The organism is Acinetobacter sp. ANC_7503 (assembly GCF_056780035.1).
This window is the reverse complement of record NZ_JBWYJA010000001.1, coordinates 211,960-235,798: the sequence shown is the minus strand read 5'-3', so window position 1 is coordinate 235,798 and position 23,839 is coordinate 211,960. Positions and strand designations below refer to the sequence as shown.

Here is a 23,839-nt window from a genome sequence, read left to right as displayed (position 1 = left end):
TGAGGGAGTCACGATGACCCATAATGTTTTAGCTTACGCAGCGCTTGATTCTAAAAGTCCATTGGTTCCATATACTTTCCAGCAACGTCAAGCTCGCCCCGATGATGTCATTATTGATATTGAATACTGCGGTGTATGTCATTCTGACTTACACCAAGCGCGTAATGATTGGGGATTTAGTCGTTACCCAATTGTACCGGGTCATGAAGTAATTGGTCGTGTAAAAAGCATCGGAACATCTGTAACGAAGTTTAAGGTTGGAGATCTGGTCGGAATCGGGTGTATGGTAGATTCATGTCGTACTTGTTCAGCTTGTCACCAAGGTTTGGAGCAATATTGTGAAGCTGGCAATACACAAACGTATGGTAGTTTAGATCGTCATGATCAAACATCTACTTATGGTGGCTACGCACAAACGATCATTGCGAGCCAAGATTTTGTATTGAAAGTACCTGAAAATTTAGATACACAATCCATTGCACCCATCTTATGTGCTGGGATCACGACATGGTCGCCATTAAAGCATTGGAATGTCGGTGAAGGCTCTAAAGTGGCTGTTGTTGGACTCGGTGGTTTAGGTCATATGGCGATTAAACTTGCTCATGCACTTGGTGCAGAAGTGACTTTATTTACACGATCAGCAAATAAAGAACAGGATGCACGTGATTTAGGTGCAGATCATGTCGTGTTATCAACAGATCCAACACAAATGAAATCAGTGAAAAATCAGTTCGATTTAATTATTGATACTGTGCCATATGATCATGATCTAAAGCCTTATATTCCGACACTTGCATTGAGTGGGACACTAGTATTGGTAGGCTATCTCGGAGAATTTAGCAGCAATTCCGTACCCATGATTATGGGAAGAAAATCAATCGCAGGATCGGTGATTGGTGGGATTCAAGAAACTCAAGAACTACTTGATTTTTGTGGTGAGCACAATATCGTGTCGGATGTAGAAGTCATTGATATGCAAAATATTAATGAGGCATTTGAGCGAATGCTTCAAAGTGATGTGAAATATCGTTTTGTGATTGATATGAAAAGTCTACAAGCCAGCTAATCCATTAAACTCCTGTAGCAGAAAAGAAGCGGCAATCTGCCGCTTCTTTAGCTTTTGTTTTAGAAGAAACCCATTGGTTTAGTAGAGTAACTCACCAATAAATTTTTAGTTTGTTGGTAATGATCCAGCATCATTTTATGATTTTCACGACCAATCCCTGATTTTTTATAACCGCCAAAAGCAGCATGAGCAGGGTAGATATGGTAGCAATTTGTCCAGACTCGACCTGATTGAATTGCACGTCCTGCACGATATGAAGTATGCGCTGATCGAGACCAAACACCAGCACCTAATCCATAAATGGTGTCATTGGCAATTTTGATGGCATCGTCGAAATCTTTAAATGTTGTCACAGCCAAAACTGGTCCAAAAATTTCTTCTTGGAATGTTTTCATGCTGTTATTGCCTTTGAAAATAGTCGGCTCAATATAAAAACCTTGTCCAATTTCTTCACGAGCTTGACCACCCGTAAGAATTTGAGCACCTTCTTCACGACCTGTCGCAATACAACCTAAAATTTTATCTTGTTGCTCTTGCGAGGCTTGAGCACCAATCATGGTTTCTGTATCAAGTGGATGTCCCGTTTTAATTCGCTTCACGCGCTCTACAGCCATCTCTAAGAATTTATCTGCAATACTTTCCTGGACTAAAGCGCGTGATGGACAAGTACAAATTTCTCCCTGATTCAGGGCAAACATGGCAAAACCTTCAAGCGCTTTATCTAGATATTCATCATCCTTATCCATGATGTCTTCGAAGAAAATATTTGGAGATTTGCCACCCAGTTCTAATGTCACTGGAATAATATTTTCGGTGGCATATTGCATAATTAATTGACCAACCGCAGTTGAGCCAGTAAATGCAATTTTTGAAATACGTGGATTTGTGGCAAGAGGGCGTCCTACTTCAACACCATAACCATTGACGATATTCAGCACACCTGGTGGTAAAATATCTTGTATCAGTTCAACTAAAACTAGAATACTGACAGGAGTTTGCTCAGCTGGTTTTAAGACAATACAGTTCCCCGCTGCTAATGCAGGCGCAAGTTTCCACGCCGCCATTAAAATCGGAAAGTTCCATGGAATAATCTGTCCAACGACACCCAACGGCTCATGAAAATGGTAAGCGATAGTATCTTCATCGATTTCTGAAATACCACCTTCTTGTGCGCGGATACAGCCAGCAAAATAGCGGAAATGGTCAATACACAGTGGAATATCTGCAGCTAAGGTTTCACGGATAGGTTTACCATTGTCCCATGTTTCTGCCACAGCAAGTAATTCTAGATTCTCTTCTAAGCGATCTGCTATTTTTAATAAAATGTTAGAGCGAGTTGTTGCAGACGTTTTGTTCCATTCAGTTTTAGCGGCATGAGCTGCGTCCAAAGCGAGTTCAATATCCTCGACTGAAGAACGGGGAACTCGAGTAAAAACTTTCCCATCTACGGGAGAAAGATTATCAAAATACTCACCTTTTACTGGAGGAACCCATCTCCCACCAATGAAATTTTCGTATTGTGCTTTAAATTGAACTTTAGAATCTGGTTGATTGGGATCAGCGTAGCGCATAGTGTCCATCCTTTGGTTGTGCTGTAAAGTTATGGAAAATATCTTCGTCTTTGGTATTAGATATCTTCTATTATTGATGAGTTAACATAACCACAATAAGGTTGGAAAAAGGTTGGAATGATGAAGGTTTACAACTGATCAACAAATACTATAACTATAATAAGTACAACATATGCATATTGGGAAATGTTGAGATAATAAGGAATGAACTCAATGCAGACTCTTATCAAGCAAAGACAACAAATAGAAACACTTAGAGAGAAAATCAGTCTTTCAACTGTACAGGCGAAACAACTTGGTCAGCATATTTTAAAGTCTTGGCAAAGATCGAAGTTGGCAGAAATTCCGAAAGAGCGAATGGTAGCGCCGTTGATCACAACGAGTACTGTTGAAAGTAACAGCCTAAATCAAGCATTGAAAATATGTGAACAAGAGTTAAAACATGTTGCACAACAATCATCTATGGTACTTGCGGTAGGCGATATCAACAGCACCATTATTTGGACGGAAGCTAGTCAACAAATGCGTAAGGCTGCAGAACGTGTTCACTTTATTGAAGGCGGTCAATGGCGGGAGGAAGTGGTTGGAACCAATGCTTTAGCATTAACCTTGAAAACTGAAAAATCAAGTTGTGTGTTTTCAAATGAACACTATATGGAGTCTATTCATGATTGGGTGTGCTATGCAGCACCAATTGTTGATCCATTTTCGAAGCAACTCATTGGTGTATTAGATTTATCAACGACATGGGATCATCACAATAGTTTTGGACTACTCGCAGCAGAACGTTGTGCATCTTTAATACAATCAGCATTACTGAATTATCAACGCCAACATTTATTTATTCGTACCTTTGGAATTCCTCAAGTCATATTTAACGGACGTACCTTGGTGGTTACACCTAGACAGATTGAAATTTTGACAATATTGGCATTATGTCCTCAAGGGCTTAGCTTAGATTCGCTTCATCAAGCTTTGTATGGGGAGCGAAAGGTAAGCATGGGAACTTTAAAAGCTGAAATGTCGCAGCTTCGAGATTTATTGGGTGGAATGTTAGGCTCAAGACCCTATAAATTACTGGCTCATATTGAGGCTGATTTCCTCCGAATCGAAAATGCTTTAGACGTTGGATTTATTGATAAAGCTTTACAGCAGGTCAATGGTGTAATGCTCGCAAAAACAGAAAGCCCATTCTTATGTTCTTGGCGAAATTGTTTAGATTCGCGTTTGAGTGAAGCAATTTTTAACTATTGTGATGTTGAAGTGCTTTTAAAATACATTGCACGAAATCCTGATGCAGTTGATGCAATGGAGCGTTTAATGGAGTTGTCACCGCAAGATTATTCAACGCAACAACTTTTACAGCACTATCGTAATTGAGCCGAATTAAAGTAAAACACAGCGGCCTAAAGCATATTCTTCGTATTGTTAACGTATTTTATCCTCATTTATTTATACCTACAAAAATTTAACGCCGCCGTTCCTGATGTAATGCACTATCAGATTCGATTGAGAATCAAAGAGTAAAAAAGAGAATCTGAAGTGTATCCAGATTCTCTTTTAGATCTAGCAACTCAAAAGTTTACATTGCAGCTTTAAAAATGTTGATGACTTGTTGGAGATCTGCTTTACGTGGGTTAGTGAGCATGCAGGCATCTTTTTGTGCATTTTGAGCCATCACTTCTAAATCTTCCACTTTAACCGAAAGCTCTTTTAATCCTGTTGGAATGCCAATAGATTGAGAGAGGATTTTTATCGCATCAATTGCTGCATATGCAGCTTCATTAATGGTTAATCCTTCAATATTTACACCCATTAATTCAGCTATTTTGGCATAACGATCAGGGCAGGCAATTAAGTTGAACTCACAGACATGTGGGAGTAAAATCGCGTTACACACACCATGCGGAAGATTATAAAAACCGCCTAATTGGTGAGCCATGGCATGTACATAACCTAGAGAGGCGTTATTAAATGCCATGCCTGCCAAATATTGTGCATAACTCATTGCATCACGTGCTTCAATATTCTCACCATTAGCAACCGCAGGACTCAGCCATTGACTGATCATGCTGATGGCTTTTTCAGCACAGGCATCTGTAATTGGGTTTGCTGCTGTTGAAACATAGGCTTCGACGGCATGAGTAAGCGCATCCATACCTGTTGCAGCTGTCAATGCTGCAGGTTTTGCGATCATCAGTTTAGGATCATCTATGGCAATGAGTGGAGTGCAACGCCAATCGACGATTGCCATTTTTACATGAGTTTCTGTATTAGTAATAATACAGAAACGCGTCATTTCCGAAGCAGTTCCTGCAGTTGTGTTGATTGCAATAAGAGGTGTCATCGGGACGGTACTTTTATCGATTCCTTCATAGTCGCGAATGTGCCCACCACCTGCAGTCACTAAACCAATACCTTTAGCACAATCATGTGAAGAGCCACCACCTAAAGAAATAATAAAATCACAAGCATTATTATTGTAGGCTTCCACACCATCGTGGACATTAATATCAGTCGGATTAGGCTCGGCACCAGCAAATATGTAGCTCTCCACTTGCGCTTCTTTTAAATAGCCAGCGATGATATCTGCGACACCAAATTTGTATAAACCTGCATCAGTCACAATCAGTGCTTTTTTAGCGCCCAAATTTTGAGCTTTGCTTCCAACTTCTTTAGCACTACCTGGTCCGAAAAGTGAAACACAAGGGATATAAAAACCGTTTGTTTGGTCTGCAATATTTTTAAAAGCCATGGTGAGATTCCTTTTACCATTTATTGTTGTGTTCGGTGATATTTACCGTGTTTGCAGTATTGGACACGCTTGAGAAGATGTGTACCTACCAAACACCAACCCAATTTCTCCATGGCTTAAAACAAGATACAGCAAATAAGAAATAATATTTCAAATGGGTGAAAAAGGAGATTGGTAGCAAAGGTCTGTGAAGAGATGGGGAGGTAAGAATAGAAATATTGTATGACCAAGTGAAGGCCTCTTAAGCTTGATCATTACACATTAACAATCAAGACCAGTAAAATGAGGTCTTTGATGAACAGAATTTATAGATTTTTTGAAGAAAGCCAAGCAAAGAGTTGGTCATATACTTGCTGACGAACCAGTTTTTTTGAAAGAACCAAATCATGCAGGCCATCTTTAATTGTCATTACAGTGACATCACCTTGTAATGCTTTTGCAGATTTTTCGATAGCTTTTACATCTAAAATCACATCAGAGGTCTGAACATCAATGTTGTATTTCTTCGGATTGGTCGTGCGACTTGAGTGCATAACAAGGAGTGGAACTGAAATTTTAGGACCAGATTGAATTTTCTGTTGTGCTTTCACAACAGCACCAATAAAACTCAAATACACTTTGGTGTAGGTTTTAGGTTTAAGCTTGAGATCAAAACTCCATTCACCGTTCAAATTTTCGTGCAAACTCTTCACGTAAAACTTATTTAATTCACTTGGTAATTGCATCAACGGAAATTGCTGAGCTAATTTTGCAATCATTGGAAGCGCATATTTCTTTTTCAAGACATTCATATTGAAATCATAAAATGGACTGTTGGCCCAGATTGCTTTAATCAATGGATGATCAGGGTGTCGAATTGAAAAATAAGTGGCAGTTAAACCGCCTGTAGAATGACCGCATAATAATACCGATTCATTTCCCTCACTCTGAATTGCACTCAATGCGGCATGAATATCTTCATCATATTCGGTTAGGTCTTTCACAAAATAAGGTTTTTGATGTGGAAGTAGTGATCTACCGTATTTTCTAAGGTCAATGGCGTAAAAATGAAAACCTTGGGCATTAAATTTTTTCGCCATTTCTTGTTGAAAGAAATAATCAATAAAGCCATGGATATACAGCACAGCTTTAGTTGATGGAATATCTGATGGACGACGTACTAATGTTGCAATAACCTCACCATCATAATCAGGCGAAAATTTGAAAATATGTTGCTCAAATTTTTCACCTAAAATGTCGGGTTGGTATTGTAGCGTGGTCTCAGCACTCATTTTTTCGATCATCTATTGATTCATTCCCTGATTCAAAATTGTTTATATTGACTATAAATATTCTTTTAAAAGTTGTTCTGTCTCGTCAAACAATCGCTGAGCTAAACTACGATTTTTCGCATGTGCAGATTGAAAAGCTGGTGTTTGCAAACTTTTGTATTGACCTGTTTTCTTAGACCATTCAGGTGATAACGCAATTTGATGAATAAGATTTGCTGGTTTGTTGGGTGAGATTAAGAACAATTTTAAAGCGCGATATTGATAGTTAGGAAGCTCGCGATAAATTTCGGAATCCACACCACCTGGATGAATTGCATTACTGGTGATAGATGTGCCTTTGAGCTTTTCAGCTAAGGCATGACTAAATAGTAAATTTGCTAATTTACTATTTCCATAGCTGAGTACACCGTTATATTTTTTAACAGAATGAAATTTAAATTGATGTGTGTCAATTTTACCCAGAACATGCATCATTGATGCAAGATGAATGATACGGCCTGAAGGCGCGTTTTGAAGTAAAGGTAACAATTGTATTGTCCACACAAAATGTCCTAGATAATTGACACCTATTTGTTTTTCAAAACCATTAGCCGTTTCTTCTAATTTAGGCGTCATTAGACCTGCATTGTTGACCAAAATATCAATCTGTGAATATTTTTCTTTTAAAGTTTGTGCTGCAGATTTGACTTGATTTAAATCATTTAAATCTAATTCTACAATATCAATTTGACCATGACCTTTGGTGCTGATTTCTGCTTTAGCTTTCTGAGCTTTATCCAAATTACGACAGGCAAGTACGACATGATGACCATCTTCAACAAATTTTTTTGCTGTCGCTAATCCAATTCCTGTATTTGAACCTGTAATCACCACTGTTTTCATTATTGTCTCTAAAGTTCTTAGTATGAGATTGTTTTAATACAGTCAGAGCAGTGAGTCAAACGTACTTTCAAGAAATTTTCATATAATTGTTGCATGATACGAACTGCTTATCTGACTCATACAAAAGTTACAGAATCTGAATAGCACAACTCATTTTAAGATAGAATAATATAGTTATATCGTTGTTATTTTTAAAATTCTTCCAGTCTTTCTTATTTAGGCAAACTGTATGCTGGCGTGTCCTCCGCAAAATTCAAAGCAACGTCATCAATATACTGCACAGGCATTAATTGATCATTGCGATACACTCAAAGCCGTATTTCAGGATCAGTGGTTATATCTATGGACGATTACGCCTGAAAATTTATTCGTAATTGATCAGGAAAATAATAGCTTAGTGATCGCAGATGGACTGCTCACAGTTGAGTGTATCGATGATTATAAAATTCAATTTTATACATCCCACTCAAATGTCGAGATTCAAAAAATTGCGGATTTTATGTTCAATGATTTTAGTTTTATCTTTAATCATAAGGCCTCACATCATTCTTTATATTTAAAAACGAAAGTGCAGTTATTTCGTCAAATGCTGGTTGAAGAAGTCTTTAAATGGGTCGATGGAGAAAATCGTGTTGAACAGTGCCTCTATAATTTGACCGATCAGCAAGCGATGCAGTTAGATCGAATCATGATGCAAAGTGAGTATTATGATGAACCTCATTTGCTGAATTTCAGTCGATTTGGTGCTGAAATACCTCTGGAAGTTGAACTAAATTTTAAACATCTGTGTTTGGTCAATTCAGTCATGGGAGATAATTTTCTTGCAGTGCAAAAATTGATTCCAGTATACGATCGGTTAAGCACTTCAGCAGAATTAATGTTGCCAAAACGGTTATATCGTATGGCACAAATTTCTTTCGAAGAACAATTTAGCTTATCTCAATTGGTAGACTTAGAGCCTGATTTCAATTTACTCAAACAGCATAACGAGCAAACACCGCATTTATTAGGTTTTACACGTTGGATCAAACGAGGGTATTGGCAGTATCAAGATATTTTCAATAAACAAAATTTTTTAAATAAAGATGTGCAGTATTGGGTAGAAGATATAGCGCAACAGTCGCCACTGTTTATACACAAAAGAGCAGTGAATTGGTTATTTAAACAAGATTATCTTGTCATCGACTGGGTAAGTGAAAATTTAAAAGATCCCAATATTCGATTGGCCGTTACCGCTTTAAGTTTTGTGGATTGCTCTAAAGTACATCCGCATGTCATACAACTCTCGATTCAATATTTTGAACAGGTTATCGGTCGTTTATTTATTTCTGAGTGTTTACGTATTTCACAGCAACAATCATGGTTTGAACTATCTGCTGAGCATGAGCCGCTAAATGTTCAATATTCTAAAAAATCACAACCTCTCACGGCTTCTATTTTATATCTTAATGAATGGTTGGACTTGTTATGGTCATTGGATCAGCAAGGATTGAGTTCAGTGAAATATGTCTTTAAACGTATTTCTCAAGTGATGCAGTCTTATATGTTGTTTTTAAATGACTTAGTTAAAGATCTACCTGATGAAATCATCAAATTTATTGAGCCCTCAACACAACACCAAACGCATTTTCATTTCTTGATGCTGCAGTATCATATCAATCTAGATGAGTTTAGGCAGCGCTTTAAACATCCAAACTCTCAATATAACCGCAGCAATAGTATTTTTGACTCTTATGTCGCAGATTATCTCATTGATTTTTTTCAACAAGATAGAACTATTTCGAAAAACATGACATGGCCCGCATGGTATCAGCAAGCAATACGTTGGCATCAGCATTTACATTATGTGGATACATTGACGACTTTGAAATTGAGACATGCTGAAAGTCATTGGAAACGAGTATCACCTCAAGCAGTCATGTATACAGAGAATTGGAAATTTGTGGAGTTGAATGAATTAGAGCAAATTATTCAAGAGTCTGTTAATTATAAACATTGCCTGGCTTTATCTTATACCCAAAGAATTATTGATGGTGAATATGTGGCGTTCCATATGTCAAATTTACATGATCCCTCACAGCATTTGACACTCGGTTGTTTTTTTAAATTCGATCAGCTTCATTTTGACCAACTGCGTTTGCCCAATAATGAAGTTGCTGATCTAAAGGTTGTGAGGGAGGCCAAAGCGTTTGTACATCAAGTCAATGAAATGTTGATTTGGAATTTTGGAGATCCGGAACAAATCAACAACTGATGCGCCTTAAATTGACGTATTAACGCGTTGACATGATCACAAGGCTGATTTTTGGCTTAACTTTTTTATGAAATGTCGTTAGGCTATGAGCGTTCAAATTAGGTTAAGCACATATGAAACAAGAAACTGCACTGAAGTTAATGAAAGCAGGAGAAAATGTCTTTTTGACAGGTTCTGCAGGTGCAGGAAAAACGTATACGCTTAATCAATATATTAATTATCTTAAGGCACGAAAAGTTTCAGTCGCCATTACCGCATCTACAGGCATTGCAGCCACACACATGAATGGGATGACCATTCATACGTGGGCGGGGATCGGGATCAAAGATTTTTTATCAGATGATGATCTAAAGCGCATGAAAGAGCGTAAATATCTCAAAGAGCATTTAGAAAATGCGCAGGTATTGATCATCGATGAGATTTCGATGCTACATGCGAAGCAGCTTAATTTAGTTAATCAAGTGCTTAAGTTTTTTAAAGAGTCTGATGAAGCATTTGGTGGCATACAGGTGATTGCCGCTGGAGATTTCTTCCAGTTACCACCAGTCGGACGCAATGACGAAAAAAATCGAGATAAATTCTGTTTTATGTCCCAGGCTTGGGTAGAAGCGAAATTTCGTGTTTGTTATTTAACTGAACAACATCGACAAGATGACTCAGCCTTGAATGATATTTTGAATGCAATCCGTGCGCAAAATATTCAAGCCGAGCATATTAAAGCTTTACAACAAACGCGTGAGCAAGATATTGGTGAAACATTTACACGTTTGTATACCCATAATATGGATGTTGATGCCATTAATTACCGTCATTTAAATGAGATTGATGGGGATGGTCATCAATTTTGTGCACAAATGGATGGTAATGAAAAATTAATAGAGACATTAAAATCTTCCGTACGTGCACCAGAAGAATTGACCTTAAAGAAACATGCCAAAGTCATGTTTGTAAAAAACAATTTTGATGTGGGTTATATCAATGGCAGCCTTGGTGAAGTCATTGGCTTTGAAGAAGTAGATGATCACGGGGTATTACCTAAAGTTAGATTAACAGACGGCACTATTCTGGTGGTCGAACCTGAAACCTGGTCTGTTGATAATGATGCAGGAAAGACAATCGCGAGTTTTTCCCAAGTTCCTTTGCGGTTAGCTTGGGCGATTACTATTCATAAGTCTCAAGGGATGACTTTATCGGCGGCAGAAATCAATTTGGCGAATACCTTTGAAAAGGGTCAGGGCTATGTCGCGTTATCTCGTTTGAAATCTATTGATGGTCTAAGGTTACTCGGTTTCAATGAGCAAGCATTAGAATTGGACAGTTTAGCGATTAAAGCCGACCGAAGATTTCAAGAACTCTCTGATGAAGCAGAAGCGCATTTTGGTGATGCTGATTTAGAAGCGCAACATAAGGCATTTATTCGGCACTGTGGTGGCACACTCAATGAGCTTGAGATTAGTCGTAATGAGAAAAAAATTGCCAAAAATGCAGGTAAAGCCAATTATGCCACCGCGACTCTCGATGAAACTCGCGAGCTCTTTGAAAATGGTTATGAAATTCAGGATATTGCGGTTGAGCGTGGTTTAACGCCAGCAACCATTATTAACCACTTAGGCAAACTTCATCGAGAGCAGGGCTTAGATATCTCGGTTGCTCATCCTGGGGATGAAGTCGTTGAACAAGTACGTAAAATCTATAAAAAATTACTTAAAAGACAGAGTCCTGAACATTTTGGTGAAGATGGTGCGATCAAGTTGCGTCCGATCGTGGAAAATACCAATCCGCGTATGGGCTATGACCAAGTGAGATTAGCCTTATTATTCATTGAATAATGAGTTACGCATTTGAAATTGATTTTTTAACACACAAGCAAAGGGAATTAAGATGCCACAGATGATCGTTGAGTATTCGGATAACATTCAAAATTTAGATGCGAAAGCGTTGCTTTTAGGCTTAAACCACGCTTTATTTGATACAGGTCTAGTGGGGCATCCTTCTGATATCAAATCACGTATTCGTGCTAATAGTGATTTCCTGATTGGTTTTGGCGAAGAGCCTCAAGCCTATATTCATGTTCGTTTAGGGATCATGACGGGGCGTAATGAAGAGCAAAAGAATCTTATTTCAGATCGCTTAAATGAGTATCTTCATAGCTTTAATGGTTATCATGCTCAAGGCTTAACGGTTCAATTGATCATTGAGTTGGCGGAAATGCCAAAAGAGCATTATCGTAAAGGTAGAGTTCAGAAGTAAGACAAAAAAGGCTGAAGTGATCTTCAGCCTTTTGTTATGCAGCAAAAGTCAGTATTTCGATATCTGCACTATTTTGAATTTTTTTAGCCGAATAGCTATAGAGTTCATCGATAAAAGCGACATTAAAACTTCCGACAGTTTGAGCCTGCGTATAAGCGAGCTTACCTGCGATGGCAAAGTGTACATGGGCAGCAATACAGGCAATGGTTGGGTTTGTTACGCCAGCATAAGCAGCAATTAATGCACCTAAGGCGCATCCTGTAGCGGTAACTTTTGGCTGTAAATGTGAACCTCCATTAATCTTAACCATACATCCATAAGACTTAGAAAGAATAAAATCAGATTCGCCAGAAATTGCGATACATTCAGAGTAATCTAATAAAGTTTTTGCCTGTTCTACTACGGCAGCGCTATCGAGGGTACTGTCTACACCCTTAGATTGGTTTTGTTGTCCTGCTAAGCTCCCAATTTCTGAAGCATTACCTCGGATAATGGTGGGTTTAAACCGCAATAAATCATTTGTAATTTCAGTACGCCATGGCAAAACAGCACTATAGCCAACAGGATCTAATACCCAAGGTATATTTTTTTTGTGAGCAGTTTCTGTGGCAATTTTCATTGCGGCAACTTGTTCTGTATGAGGAGTCCCTAAATTGATACTTAAAGCTTGACTAATACTCACGAAACTTTCAGCTTCAAAAGGATTATCAATCATGGCAGGTGAGGCACCAGCAGCTAACAGTACATTTGCGACATAGTTGGCAGCAACCAGATTGGTCATACAATGCACTAAAGGTTGAGTGGTTTTTAACAGATTCCATGCTTCAATGACCTGTTTAAGAATCTCTTGGGTTTGAACCTCAATATCTTTTGGAGCATTTGCTATCAAGTTTTCTGGATGATTCATAGTCGTTCGCTAGCGTGTAAAATAGTGGTCTTGGTGATTACAATTACGACAAATTAAACTGACATAGTCATCTGCGTCATAATCCACAGAAAGTTCATTCGAGCCACAATTCATACAACGTTTTTGTGAGTAGAAATTTAAACGTGGCTCGATTTTACTCCACGATCGCCAAACAGGTTGAAAAAAGATTGATTCATCATAGCCTAGAAAATGAAAAAATAAGATTTCGCTCATTTTACTTAAAGGCAAGTTAGGTAGCCTTGGCAGTGTTGAGGTTTCCCATTTTTCAGCTAAAGAACGTTCACGATATTGCTGTAAAGTCTTTTTTAAAAGGTTGGTATTGATAAAATTTTCATTACGGGCTTGGAGTGCTTTCTGATGGTGCAAATACTCAAGCGCAGTTTGAACTAAATAATAGATTTGACCCACAGCAAGAGAGTCTAATAATCTAAAACAAAAGGTTTGAAAACTCTGATTTCCAGCAATTTGAACGCCCCAAGTTCGACAGTAGTATTGCGCAAATTGAATAATTTCTTGGTACAACAGAGTATAGAGTGCACTTTTGACTTCATCACTATTTTTAAATGGTACACCTTGGCTCAGATTTTCATAAAAGAGCTGACGTAACGCTTGAGTAATACTAAACAAGCTCGGCTCAGAATAGCCGTCAAGACGGACATTAATATAGTATTGACTGAGTTCACTCGAAAAGTCACGTGGGACAAGAATATTGTCTTTCAAAAGTTGTTTCATCAAATGATTTTGAAATAAATAACTTGGGGTAATGGTATGATATTTAATATTTTCCCAATCGATGAATTCTTGATGTTGGGTATGCTCATGGACTTGTTGATCTAATATTGAGAGTAAAAACAACTTGTGCATAAAGCTCAGTTGATGCAAATCGAGTTCTTGTATGCCTTTATTCTTCGATGCAATCTTACGTTGTTCTTGAATGCGAGTTTCCTGCATCATTTTCTTTCGTTTTGCTGTGCAGCGCTCACAATGGCAGTTGCGGTTTTCATCTTGAAAGACTTGATGGTGGCAATGGGAACATTGATGGAATAGGATTTCTTTATCAAATTCTTCTGCTTCAATAAAGTACATACTGGCCTGACAAAGTGGACAGAAACTACTTTCATCAGCATTTTTTTGGAGAATTTGCAACATGGCAGCACTTTAATTTCAAGATGAAAGAATTATACACACGATTGTTCAACATCGCTTGATTGAGTCAGTATTGAAAACAAATCTGACTGGTGTTGCGATCAATAAAATAAGCAGGTGAATGCCTGCTTATGTGAAATATATGAATAGATCGAACCGGAAAATCATTTCCTCAAGTGTTAGATCGACCTAGATAGAGGATTTAATAGGTTAAAGGGCAAGGGAGCTCTGAATCGGAAAAATGTTGCATTTTAGCTTGGATCAGTACCTGAGATTTCTTTTGAGATAATCTCTTGATTCCGAGTACATCATAGTTTTTCAATACAGCTGTGACTTCTGATGTTTCAATAGGCATTCCCTCACTGGTTAAAAACGCTGCAATCACGCGATGATCAATTTTAGCAGCATCCATCATCTGCATGGTTCTGATGTTTTCTACTCTGACTATATGGTCCCTGATGAGCATGATTCACCTCATTTATGATTTATAAGTTTTTTGATGATTACCGCTCTTAAACTGAAGCAATAATTATGCTTGAAAATAAAGAAGTGAATTTTTGTTACATTTCTATCGTACTTAGACAAGATATTTGAAACGGGTAATAAAGAAGCAAACTGTTGTTACTACAAATAAATTAAATTGAAAAAAACATGAATAGACCCATATTAAATAGAGCGTCAAACACAGACAATTCGTCAATTTTGACCTATGATCAATTGATTTCACATAAAAGCATAATCGCTGTAAAGAACAGCTTATAGGACGAGTTATGAATATCGCGGCAAATCCAGTGATCGAAGCAGATCAAACGATTTTTTTGAAAGATTATCAGAAGCCAGCATTTGTCGTGGATTCGATTGATTTAAATATCCAAGTCTATGACGATCATACGATGGTGACAGGCACACTAAAAATGCAACGTCAGACTGAAGGTGATTTGGTATTGCTTGGTCGTGAGCTTGAGTTGAAGTCAATTACACTGAATGGTCAAGAGTTAGATTCTTCGCAATATCATCTAGATGATGAACAGTTAGTGATTAAAGATGCACCTGATGATGCATGCATCGTTACAGTCGTTGAAATTCATCCTGAATCAAACACACAACTTGAAGGTTTATACCAAGCAGCATCTGATCTGTTTGTAACTCAAAACGAGCCAGAAGGCTTTCGTAAAATTACGTTCTATCCAGACCGTCCAGATGTGCTGTCTGTTTTCACAACACGTGTCGAAGCGGATAAGAAATTTCCAGTCCTACTGGCGAATGGTAATTTAATTGAAGCGGGTGAAGTGGGCGAAGGACGTCATTATACCATTTGGCAAGATCCAACCAAGAAACCAGCTTATCTCTTTGCATGTGTCATTGGAGACTTAGCGGTATTAAAAGATCGTTACGTCACTTCTGAAGGTCGTGATGTAGCTCTAGAAATTTATGCTGAAGAAAAAGATATTCCTAAGTGCCATATTGCCATGGAAGCACTTAAACATTCTATGCGTTGGGATGAAGAGCACTATGGATTACCTTATGATTTAGACAATTATATGATTGTCGCGACCAGTGCATTCAATATGGGTGCAATGGAAAACAAAGGGCTTAATATTTTTAACACATCATGTGTTTTAGCTGATGAAGAATACACGACTGATGCTGCGATTATGCGTGTTCAATCTGTTATCGCTCATGAATATTTCCATAACTGGACGGGTAATCGTATTACTTGCCGAGACTGGTTCCAACTTTGTCTGAAAGAAGGTTTAACCGTTTTCCGTGATCAATCTTTTTCTGAGGATTTGCAGTCTGCTGCTGTTCAACGAATTGATGATGTGGCAGTGCTTAAAGCGCATCAATTCCCTGAGGATTCAGGCCCATTGTCTCATCCTCCACGTCCAGATCATTTCGTAGAAATTAATAACTTCTATACAGCGACTGTGTATGAAAAAGGTGCAGAAATTAACCGAATGATGGCAACTTTATTAGGTAAAGAAAAATTCCGTAAAGGAACGGATGAGTATTTCCGTCGCCATGATGGTCAAGCTGTGACTGTGGAAGATTGGGTTGCTGCATTATCAGCAGGTTCTGGTGTGGATTTATCAGGATTTTTAACTTGGTATAACCAACCGGGTACACCTAAGCTTGAAGCCAAAGGTGAGTATGATGCTGAGCAGAAAACTTATCGTTTAAACTTTAAGCAAAGTTTAAAACCACATCCAAAATATCCAAACTTAAAAGCGGTTCCAATTCCTGTCGCTTTGGCTTTGTTTGATGAACACACTGGTGAGCAACTTCAACTTGAATGCTCAGCTTTAGTTGAAGATCAAGTCAAAGATGGTGTTTACTTATTCACGACTGATGAAGCAACGATCGAGTTTAAAAACGTGGCGAAGGTGCCTGTAATTTCACTATTACGAAATTTCTCTGCACCTGTGAATTTAGAGTTTAATTATACTGATGAACAGCTTGCGTTCTTATTACAGTACGAAACCAATGGCTTTAATCAGTGGCAAGCGACGCAAACATTGCTTGAGCGCATCTTATTAAATGACCAACCTGCTGACATATATATTGAAGCGATGTTAAAAACGCTACCTAGAGTAATTCAGCAAGATCCGCTGTTAGCTTCACGTTTATTTGATGTTCCGAGTGAAGGTTATTTGGGTAGTCGTATTGACCACGATTATCAACCGACAGCGATCTATGAAAAGCGTAATGCTCTATTAGATACTTTGTCTCGCCGTTTAGGTGATTTTGCTAAAGAGACTTATTTATCATTAGATCCAGCAATACAGTCAGATTTTTCCCAAGCTATGGGTACACGTGCTTTAAAGAACATCATGCTTTCATTTATTGCGCGTCAAGGAGATGAGGCTGCATTTGATTTAGCTGAGCAACAGTATCGTCAAACACGTAATATGTCTGAACGTTTAGGTGCTTTAAAAGTGTTGGTGTGGAATGATGCACCGCAAGCTGTTGAGATTTTAGAAGATTTCTATACGCGTTTTAAAGATGAGGCTCTATCAATGGATCAGTGGTTTATGATCCAAGCAGCTCATCCGAAAGCGACAGCAGAAACGATTCAAAAACTGACATCACATGCTGATTACGATCTTAAAGTACCTAATCGAATCCGTGCTGTAACTGGTGGTTTAAATTCAAACCCTGTCAATACTTGGAGTTTTGGGGTAGATCATATTATTCAGTTGGCTCAATATTTGGATGAAAAGAATCCGATTGTAGGCTCACGTTTGTTACAACTTTTATCACGTTGGTACACGTTAGCCCATCCTCAACAAGCCGAAGTCAAAGCGAAACTCGAAGCATTGAAACCTATCGTGAAATCTAAAAATGTATCTGAAACTTTAAATAGTATGCTTGCTGTTTAAATCACAAATAAAAAACCAGTGCAATGCACTGGTTTTTTTGACTCAACAGAATCAAGCTTGCATGGTCATTAGACTCGCATTACCACCTGCAGCTGCGGTATTAATACTAATTGCACGTTCAATAAAGAAGCGTTCTAAAGGAATGTCATAATTACCAGGCTCTAGATGTGTTATTCCGATGATCGGACCTTGTCGCTGAGCCACTTTATCTTGCAATTTTAACAGTTGATTTTTGGTGCCATGATGTAGAATTGCATCAAAACTACCTGTCTCAATATCAGCAATAATGGCGATACGTTGAGCGACCTCTTTAGGCATAGACTGTAAGTATTTTAAAACAAACGTATTCTCACCTAGAACAGTTGGCTGAGAGCCAACCGCGAGAATGGCATGAAGTTGATGAATCTGATCTATTTCTTGATCTGCCAAGCTTAAAACACGATGTCTCGGTAACACAACATATTGATTGCTTTCACCTGTTGGTCCTTGTAATTCATAGCTATGTCCGACACAACTTGGTTGCAACACCTTCATTTGATAATGAGGAAATGACTTATTGACCCAATCTTTATATTGATTCAATAAGTTTTGATGTTCAGTCAATTCAACGCCTTTGCTCGTTGCATAAGGTTGTTCAATTTTTTTATGTGTACATTCATGCATTAACCGATAAATATACATCGGTCCACCAGCTTTGGGACCTGTACCAGATAAACCTTCTCCACCGAAGGGTTGTACACCGACAACAGCACCTACAATGTTGCGGTTAATATAGAGATTTCCAACTTCTGCTTTTGAAATTACGGTTTGTATGGTTTCATCGATACGCGTGTGTAAGCCCATAGTCAAACCATAGCCTTTGGCATTGATTTGATCAATAAGTCGATCAAGTTCGCCATATTTATAAGTAATGACATGCAGTACTGGACCAAAAACTTCACGTTCAAGATCATCTAAATGTGGTAACTCAACTAAAGTCGGTTTAACAAATGTCCCTTGCTTGAGATGAGAGTCATCTTCATCCCACATGAGTTGTTGAACGGGATAACCCAGAGATTTCATTTTATTAATATGTTGATCAATGGTTTGTTTTGCTTCTCGATCAATTACAGGTCCAATATCAGTTTTCAATAAACTTGGAATGCCGACACGCAATTGCTTCATTGCACCTTTGAGCATTTTGATCACGGTATGTGCATTATCTTCTTGAACACATAAAATTCGCAGTGCTGAACAACGCTGACCTGCACTATCAAATGCTGAGCTGACAACATCTAATACCACCTGTTCAGTCAGGGCAGAAGAATCTACGATCATGGCATTTTGACCGCCAGTTTCTGCAATGAGAGGTATTGATTGACCAAATTGATTCAGTCGTTTTGCAACGGTTTTCTGCAAAATTTTCGCAACCTCAGTTGACCCTGTAAACATAATACCTTGAATACGATGATCACTACTGAGTTGTGCACCCACTGTTTCACCACGTCCTGGCAAGAGCTGTAAGACAGATTGTGGTACGCCAGATTCCCAAAGGATCTGAACTGCAATTGAGGCAATTAAAGGAGTTTGCTCCGCTGGTTTGGCGATTACAGTATTCCCTGTTACAAGTGCCGCCGCGATTTGACCTGTAAAAATTGCCAATGGGAAGTTCCAAGGACTAATACACAGTACTGTACCTAAGGGTTGAATAACGGCTTTGTGTTCTAGATCTTTCACTTGTGCTGCGTAGTAGCGTAAGAAATCTACTGCTTCGCGTACTTCAGCAATCGCATTGGCAAATGTTTTACCGCTTTCGCGACTGAGCAGAACCATTAGCTCTTCAAGTCGAGACTCCATCACATTGGATGCTGTAATTAAATATTCTGCACGTTGATCTTTTTCTAAATTTTGCCAATCCTGCTGTGCTTCAGTCGCATTAACTAACGCCATTTCCACTTGCATGGCATGAGTCTCCGTCACTTCACCGACAATATCTTGATGGTTCGCAGGATTGAGAATTGCCATTGACTCTGTATCGTGTACGGATTCATCTAATCTCAGACCCATTGGGGTGGCTTTAATTTGAACTTTAGACCATTGTTGATAAGTATGATTCAAATGTTCAAGGTCTTGGTCATTTGCAAGATCAATTCCAAGAGAGTTAGGGCGATGATCAGCATATAAATGTTTCGGATATGGAATAGCAGGGTGCTTTAATCCAACTTTGCCTTCGATTCGACTTGTGACATCAATGGTTTGATGTGGATTTTCAATCAAGTCATCAATTTTGAGTGTTTTATCAGCAATACGATTTACAAAAGACGTGTTTGCCCCATTTTCAAGCAATCGTCTAACCAAATAAGCCAAAAGGGTTTCATGATTTCCGACAGGTGCATAAATTCGGCAAGGTACGCCAAGTTTATCATCTGCTTTAGAACCGACGACTTGTTCATAAAGTGGTTCACCCATGCCATGTAAACATTGGAATTCGTATTGTCCCTTATAATATTGTTCAGGATTTGCCAAATGATAAATAGTGGCTAAGGTTTGTGCATTATGTGTTGCGAATTGTGGATAAATAAAGTCTGGTTCGGCTAAAAGTTTGCGAGCACATGCAATATAAGATAAATCTGTGTGCACTTTTCGAGTAAAGACAGGATAATCGGTCATGCCTTCAACTTGTGCTTTCTTAATTTCACTGTCCCAATAGGCGCCTTTGACTAAACGAATCATTAAACGTTTTTGACTACGCTTAGCTAAATCAATGATGTAATCGACCACGCAAAAACATCTTTTTTGATAAGCTTGAATCACAAATCCAATGCCTTTCCAGCCATTCAATTTTGGTTCGAAACATAAGCGTTCAAGAAGTTCCAATGAAATTTCCAGCCGATCAGTTTCTTCAGCATCGATATTTAGACCAATATCATATTGTTTCGCTAGAACCGCTAAATTAAAGACTTTGTGATAAAGCTCATCGTGTACACGGTCAATTTGCGAGCGTTGATAACGTGAATGAAGCGCCGAAAGTTTGATTGAGATACCGGGGCCTTCGTAAACATCTTTGTCAGACGATGCCTTACCAATCGCATGAATCGCATTTGTATAATCTTGATAATAGCGCTCCGCATCATGATCTGTAAGTGCTGCTTCACCTAACATATCATATGAGTAACGGAAGCCTTGTTCTTCTAATCGTTCGGCATTATTTAACGCCTCATCAATGGTTTCACCTGTAACAAACTGTTCACCCATCATACGCATAGCAACATCAACGGCTTTGCGAATAATGCCACGGCCACTTCGTGCCAAGATGCCTGTGAGTAGACCAGATAAACTATTTGCTTTAGGTGTTTCCATTAATTTACCGGTCAACATTAAGCCCCATGCTGCCGCGTTTACAAACATTAGGCTGCTTTGACCTAAATGATCTTTCCAATTGCCTTGGTTGATTTTGTCTTTGATCAATAAGTCACGTGTTGCTTTATCAGGGATACGTAACAGCGCTTCAGCTAAACACATGAGCGCAATACCTTCTTGTGAAGATAATGAAAATTCTTGTAATAAACCCTGTACAATGCCTGCTTTGCCCGCTGACCCTTTACGTTCACGTAATGAATGCGCTAAATTGAAGGCTAATTGATAAATTTTGTCTGAAATTTCTTGATCAATCTCGGTCTGTTCGAGAAGTGTTTCGACACATTCAGATTCATCACGGCGCCATGCACGATTTATTTCTAATTCTAGATCTGATTTATCTTTAAATTCAGTAATGTCTTGAATGTCTAATGGGCGAGAAAGGGGTGAGCTAAGTTGTTCCATGAGATATACGCCAGCGTCCTGTGACAATGAAATAGATTTATCTTTAAGGTTTATTTAATTTATAATTACAGAAAATATGGTGCATAACTCACTATAATTAGAGTTAAATTTAGAGAATAATTCGCATGCAGACTCAAATGATGACCTTGGATCGTACAGATTTAAAAATTTTAGATATCTTGCAAAAAGATGGGCGTCTATCAAATATAAAACTTGCTGAAATGGTCAATCTTTCTCCCACAGCAGCGCTTGCTCGAGTACAAAAACTAACCAAAGATGGATATATTACAGGTTATGAAGCCAAGTTAAATCCAGATCTGCTGAATCGAAGTTTTGTGGTATTTGTCGAAATTTTATTAGATAAAACAACTCCAAATGTATTAGAAGAATTTTCTGATGCAGTGAGAAGTTACCCTGAAATTGTTGAATGTCACATGATCAGCGGTGGGTTTGATTTTGTAGTTAAAATTCGTTGCGCCAACATGGAAGAGTTTCGTAAGATCTCTGGACAGGTTTTATGGCAACTGCCTGGCATCAAAGAAACCCGTAGCTATCCAGTGATGGAAGTTATTAAGGAATCTTCGCAAGTGCAACTTAAGCAAACATTTAAAAAGTAAATGTATAAGAAAGGGGCTATAAGCCCCTTAATTTTTTATTTCTCATTACCTTCCATTTTTGATTTCTTGCATTTCAATTTCATATTTCTGTTGAGCTTCATCAAAACGGTCAGTCACATCTTGCGCTGGCGGGCGGCCTAATAAACTCACCACCATAATACTCACCCAAGATAAAATAAAGCCAGGAATGATTTCATAGACGCCAGTATCAGCCATGGTGTTTTTCCATACAATGACGGTAACAGCACCAACAATCATACCTGCCAATGCACCATTGATGGTCATTCGCTTCCAGAAGAGAGAAAGGATAATCAGTGGTCCAAATGCTGCACCAAAGCCAGCCCACGCATAAGCAACTAAACCGAGTACCTTGCTGTTCGGATTCATTGCAAGGAAGATTGCCATAATCGCAACGATTAATACCATCAAACGACCTACCCAAACCAGCTCGGTTTGTGAGGCAGATTTACGAATAAATGCTTTGTATAAGTCTTCTGTAAGCGTGGTAGAGCATACCAATAGTTGGCAGCTTAGGGTACTCATCACTGCAGCAAGAATCGCGGCAAGAATCACTCCTGCAACCCATGGATTAAATAAGATTTTAGTTAATTCCATGAAGACTGTTTCAGGATTTGCATTGACTGCAGCACCGAGTTGAGGAAACGTATCAAAGTAAGCGATTCCGAAATAACCGACAGCGACTGCACCACCAAGACATAGAATCATCCATGTCATTCCAATTCGACGTGCTGCTGGAATAGACTTCACGGAATCTGCTGCCATAAAGCGCACAAGAATATGTGGTTGACCAAAGTAGCCAAGTCCCCATGCCATTGAAGATAAAATTGCTACAGTGCTGAGATCTGAAAGTAAATTATTCGCTAATGGGCGTGCGGATTCCACAATGACACTAACTTGCTGAGCATTTTCACCAATGGCTAAATAGGTCATTACTGGAGCAAGTAAAAGCGCAAAGATCATCAAGCCTGCTTGGAATGTATCTGTCCAACTGATGGCTAAGAAACCGCCAATACAGACATAACTAATCGTTGCCACTGCTCCAATCCATAGGGCTGTGTTGTAATCCCAACCAAATAGGCTTTCAAATAAACGTGCACCTGCGACCATGCCAGAGGCACAATAAATTGCAAAGAAAATCAAAATTACAAAAGCTGAGATGATACGAAGAACTTTTTTCCGATCACCAAAGCGGCTGGTGAAATAGTCGGGGAGAGTCAATGCGTTATGTTGTATTTCGGTATGAACACGTAGACGACCCGCGACCAACAGCCAGTTCAACCAAGCACCGATAATTAAACCAATGGCAATCCAAGCTTCGGATAAACCTGAGAGATAAATTGCACCAGGTAGGCCCATGAGTAACCAGCCACTCATATCTGATGCACCTGCGGATAATGCAGTGACGACACTGCCTAAACTCCGACCACCTAAAATATAATCATCAAAATTATTCGTGGCTTTGTAGGCATAAAGCCCAATGCCAAGCATCGCCACAATATAAAAAATAAATGTGATTAGCGTAGGATTTAATTGGCTCATTGCTATGCCATCCTTTGTCTGTCCTAAATGACCATCTTTCCGAGATGAATTTTTAATCGAATTATTCGAGGAGCTGATTCAAGCACGTTTTGAAAATTACGCTCTGTTACATTTGAGTGAGATTTATAGTCGTTTAGTGAAACTGAATGTAATTTTGGTTACAAAGACTATTTTTTCAAAAAAGTTTACTTTGAGGTTCAAAACAATTCTATAAATGATTATTTTTAACATAAAGTTACATTTGTCACTTAAACAGCGAAGTTGTAATTTTTTATTGCATAAAGAAGTATTAAATCAATAGTGAAAATAAGCATGAAGCCTATCATCGATATTGCACGATAATGGTGCATTATTGTTG

General features: G+C 38.5%; 16 protein-coding genes. 7 read left to right on the top strand and 9 right to left on the bottom strand.

Going from position 1 to position 23,839, the window contains the following annotated elements:
* Positions 1 to 13: 13 nt before the first annotated feature.
* Positions 14 to 1,066, top strand: a complete 1,053-nt coding sequence (locus AC1M9M_RS01190; RefSeq protein WP_481595372.1) for an NAD(P)-dependent alcohol dehydrogenase — start codon at positions 14 to 16, stop codon at positions 1,064 to 1,066.
* Between the two features lie 59 nt (positions 1,067 to 1,125).
* Here AC1M9M_RS01190 and exaC read toward each other — a convergent pair whose 3' ends face one another.
* The gene (gene exaC / locus AC1M9M_RS01185; protein WP_481595371.1) at positions 1,126 to 2,637 is read right to left on the bottom strand and encodes an acetaldehyde dehydrogenase ExaC; all 1,512 of its coding nucleotides are present in this window, start codon (positions 2,635 to 2,637) and stop codon (positions 1,126 to 1,128) included.
* 204 nt (positions 2,638 to 2,841) lie between these two features.
* Here exaC and AC1M9M_RS01180 point away from each other — a divergent pair, with 204 nt between their 5' ends.
* Positions 2,842 to 4,017 (top strand): sigma-54-dependent transcriptional regulator family protein, encoded by a 1,176-nt coding sequence (locus tag AC1M9M_RS01180; RefSeq protein ID WP_481595370.1) that lies wholly within the window; start codon positions 2,842 to 2,844, stop codon positions 4,015 to 4,017.
* Positions 4,018 to 4,219: 202 nt separating this feature from the next.
* Here AC1M9M_RS01180 and mdh read toward each other — a convergent pair whose 3' ends face one another.
* The 3 genes from mdh to AC1M9M_RS01165 form a co-directional block, all read right to left on the bottom strand.
* Entirely contained in the window at positions 4,220 to 5,392 is a 1,173-nt protein-coding gene (mdh, locus tag AC1M9M_RS01175; RefSeq protein WP_481595369.1) for an iron-dependent methanol dehydrogenase, read from the bottom strand.
* 305 nt (positions 5,393 to 5,697) lie between these two features.
* Positions 5,698 to 6,663, bottom strand: coding sequence for an alpha/beta hydrolase (locus AC1M9M_RS01170; protein ID WP_481595664.1), 966 nt, complete (start codon positions 6,661 to 6,663; stop codon positions 5,698 to 5,700).
* Positions 6,664 to 6,714: 51 nt separating this feature from the next.
* Complete coding sequence (locus AC1M9M_RS01165; protein WP_481595368.1) at positions 6,715 to 7,545, bottom strand: SDR family oxidoreductase; 831 nt, start codon at positions 7,543 to 7,545, stop codon at positions 6,715 to 6,717.
* A gap of 229 nt (positions 7,546 to 7,774) precedes the next feature.
* Between AC1M9M_RS01165 and AC1M9M_RS01160 the strand changes: the two genes are divergently transcribed.
* From AC1M9M_RS01160 to AC1M9M_RS01150, 3 genes are all read left to right on the top strand, one after another.
* The gene (locus AC1M9M_RS01160) at positions 7,775 to 9,799 is read left to right on the top strand and encodes a hypothetical protein (protein WP_481595367.1); all 2,025 of its coding nucleotides are present in this window, start codon (positions 7,775 to 7,777) and stop codon (positions 9,797 to 9,799) included.
* 113 nt (positions 9,800 to 9,912) lie between these two features.
* Complete coding sequence (locus AC1M9M_RS01155; RefSeq protein WP_481595366.1) at positions 9,913 to 11,628, top strand: AAA family ATPase; 1,716 nt, start codon at positions 9,913 to 9,915, stop codon at positions 11,626 to 11,628.
* 52 nt (positions 11,629 to 11,680) lie between these two features.
* Entirely contained in the window at positions 11,681 to 12,049 is a 369-nt protein-coding gene (locus tag AC1M9M_RS01150) for a 5-carboxymethyl-2-hydroxymuconate Delta-isomerase (protein ID WP_180027772.1), read from the top strand.
* Positions 12,050 to 12,083: 34 nt separating this feature from the next.
* Here AC1M9M_RS01150 and thiM read toward each other — a convergent pair whose 3' ends face one another.
* The 3 genes from thiM to AC1M9M_RS01135 form a co-directional block, all read right to left on the bottom strand.
* Positions 12,084 to 12,956: a hydroxyethylthiazole kinase gene (thiM, locus tag AC1M9M_RS01145; protein WP_481595365.1), complete on the bottom strand. Its 873-nt coding sequence runs from the start codon at positions 12,954 to 12,956 to the stop codon at positions 12,084 to 12,086.
* Positions 12,957 to 12,965: 9 nt separating this feature from the next.
* Positions 12,966 to 14,126: a hypothetical protein gene (locus tag AC1M9M_RS01140; protein ID WP_481595364.1), complete on the bottom strand. Its 1,161-nt coding sequence runs from the start codon at positions 14,124 to 14,126 to the stop codon at positions 12,966 to 12,968.
* A 199-nt stretch (positions 14,127 to 14,325) separates the two neighbouring features.
* Positions 14,326 to 14,589 (bottom strand): hypothetical protein, encoded by a 264-nt coding sequence (locus tag AC1M9M_RS01135; RefSeq protein ID WP_481595363.1) that lies wholly within the window; start codon positions 14,587 to 14,589, stop codon positions 14,326 to 14,328.
* A gap of 304 nt (positions 14,590 to 14,893) precedes the next feature.
* Here AC1M9M_RS01135 and pepN point away from each other — a divergent pair, with 304 nt between their 5' ends.
* A complete protein-coding gene (gene pepN / locus AC1M9M_RS01130; protein WP_481595362.1) occupies positions 14,894 to 17,503 on the top strand; it encodes an aminopeptidase N in 2,610 nt (869 codons plus the stop codon).
* Positions 17,504 to 17,554: 51 nt separating this feature from the next.
* Here pepN and putA read toward each other — a convergent pair whose 3' ends face one another.
* Positions 17,555 to 21,304, bottom strand: coding sequence for a trifunctional transcriptional regulator/proline dehydrogenase/L-glutamate gamma-semialdehyde dehydrogenase (gene putA / locus AC1M9M_RS01125; RefSeq protein WP_481595361.1), 3,750 nt, complete (start codon positions 21,302 to 21,304; stop codon positions 17,555 to 17,557).
* A gap of 125 nt (positions 21,305 to 21,429) precedes the next feature.
* Between putA and AC1M9M_RS01120 the strand changes: the two genes are divergently transcribed.
* Positions 21,430 to 21,921, top strand: a complete 492-nt coding sequence (locus tag AC1M9M_RS01120) for an Lrp/AsnC ligand binding domain-containing protein (RefSeq protein ID WP_035263751.1) — start codon at positions 21,430 to 21,432, stop codon at positions 21,919 to 21,921.
* Between the two features lie 45 nt (positions 21,922 to 21,966).
* Here AC1M9M_RS01120 and putP read toward each other — a convergent pair whose 3' ends face one another.
* The gene (gene putP, locus AC1M9M_RS01115) at positions 21,967 to 23,481 is read right to left on the bottom strand and encodes a sodium/proline symporter PutP (RefSeq protein ID WP_180027777.1); all 1,515 of its coding nucleotides are present in this window, start codon (positions 23,479 to 23,481) and stop codon (positions 21,967 to 21,969) included.
* Between the last annotated feature and the right edge of the window lie 358 nt (positions 23,482 to 23,839).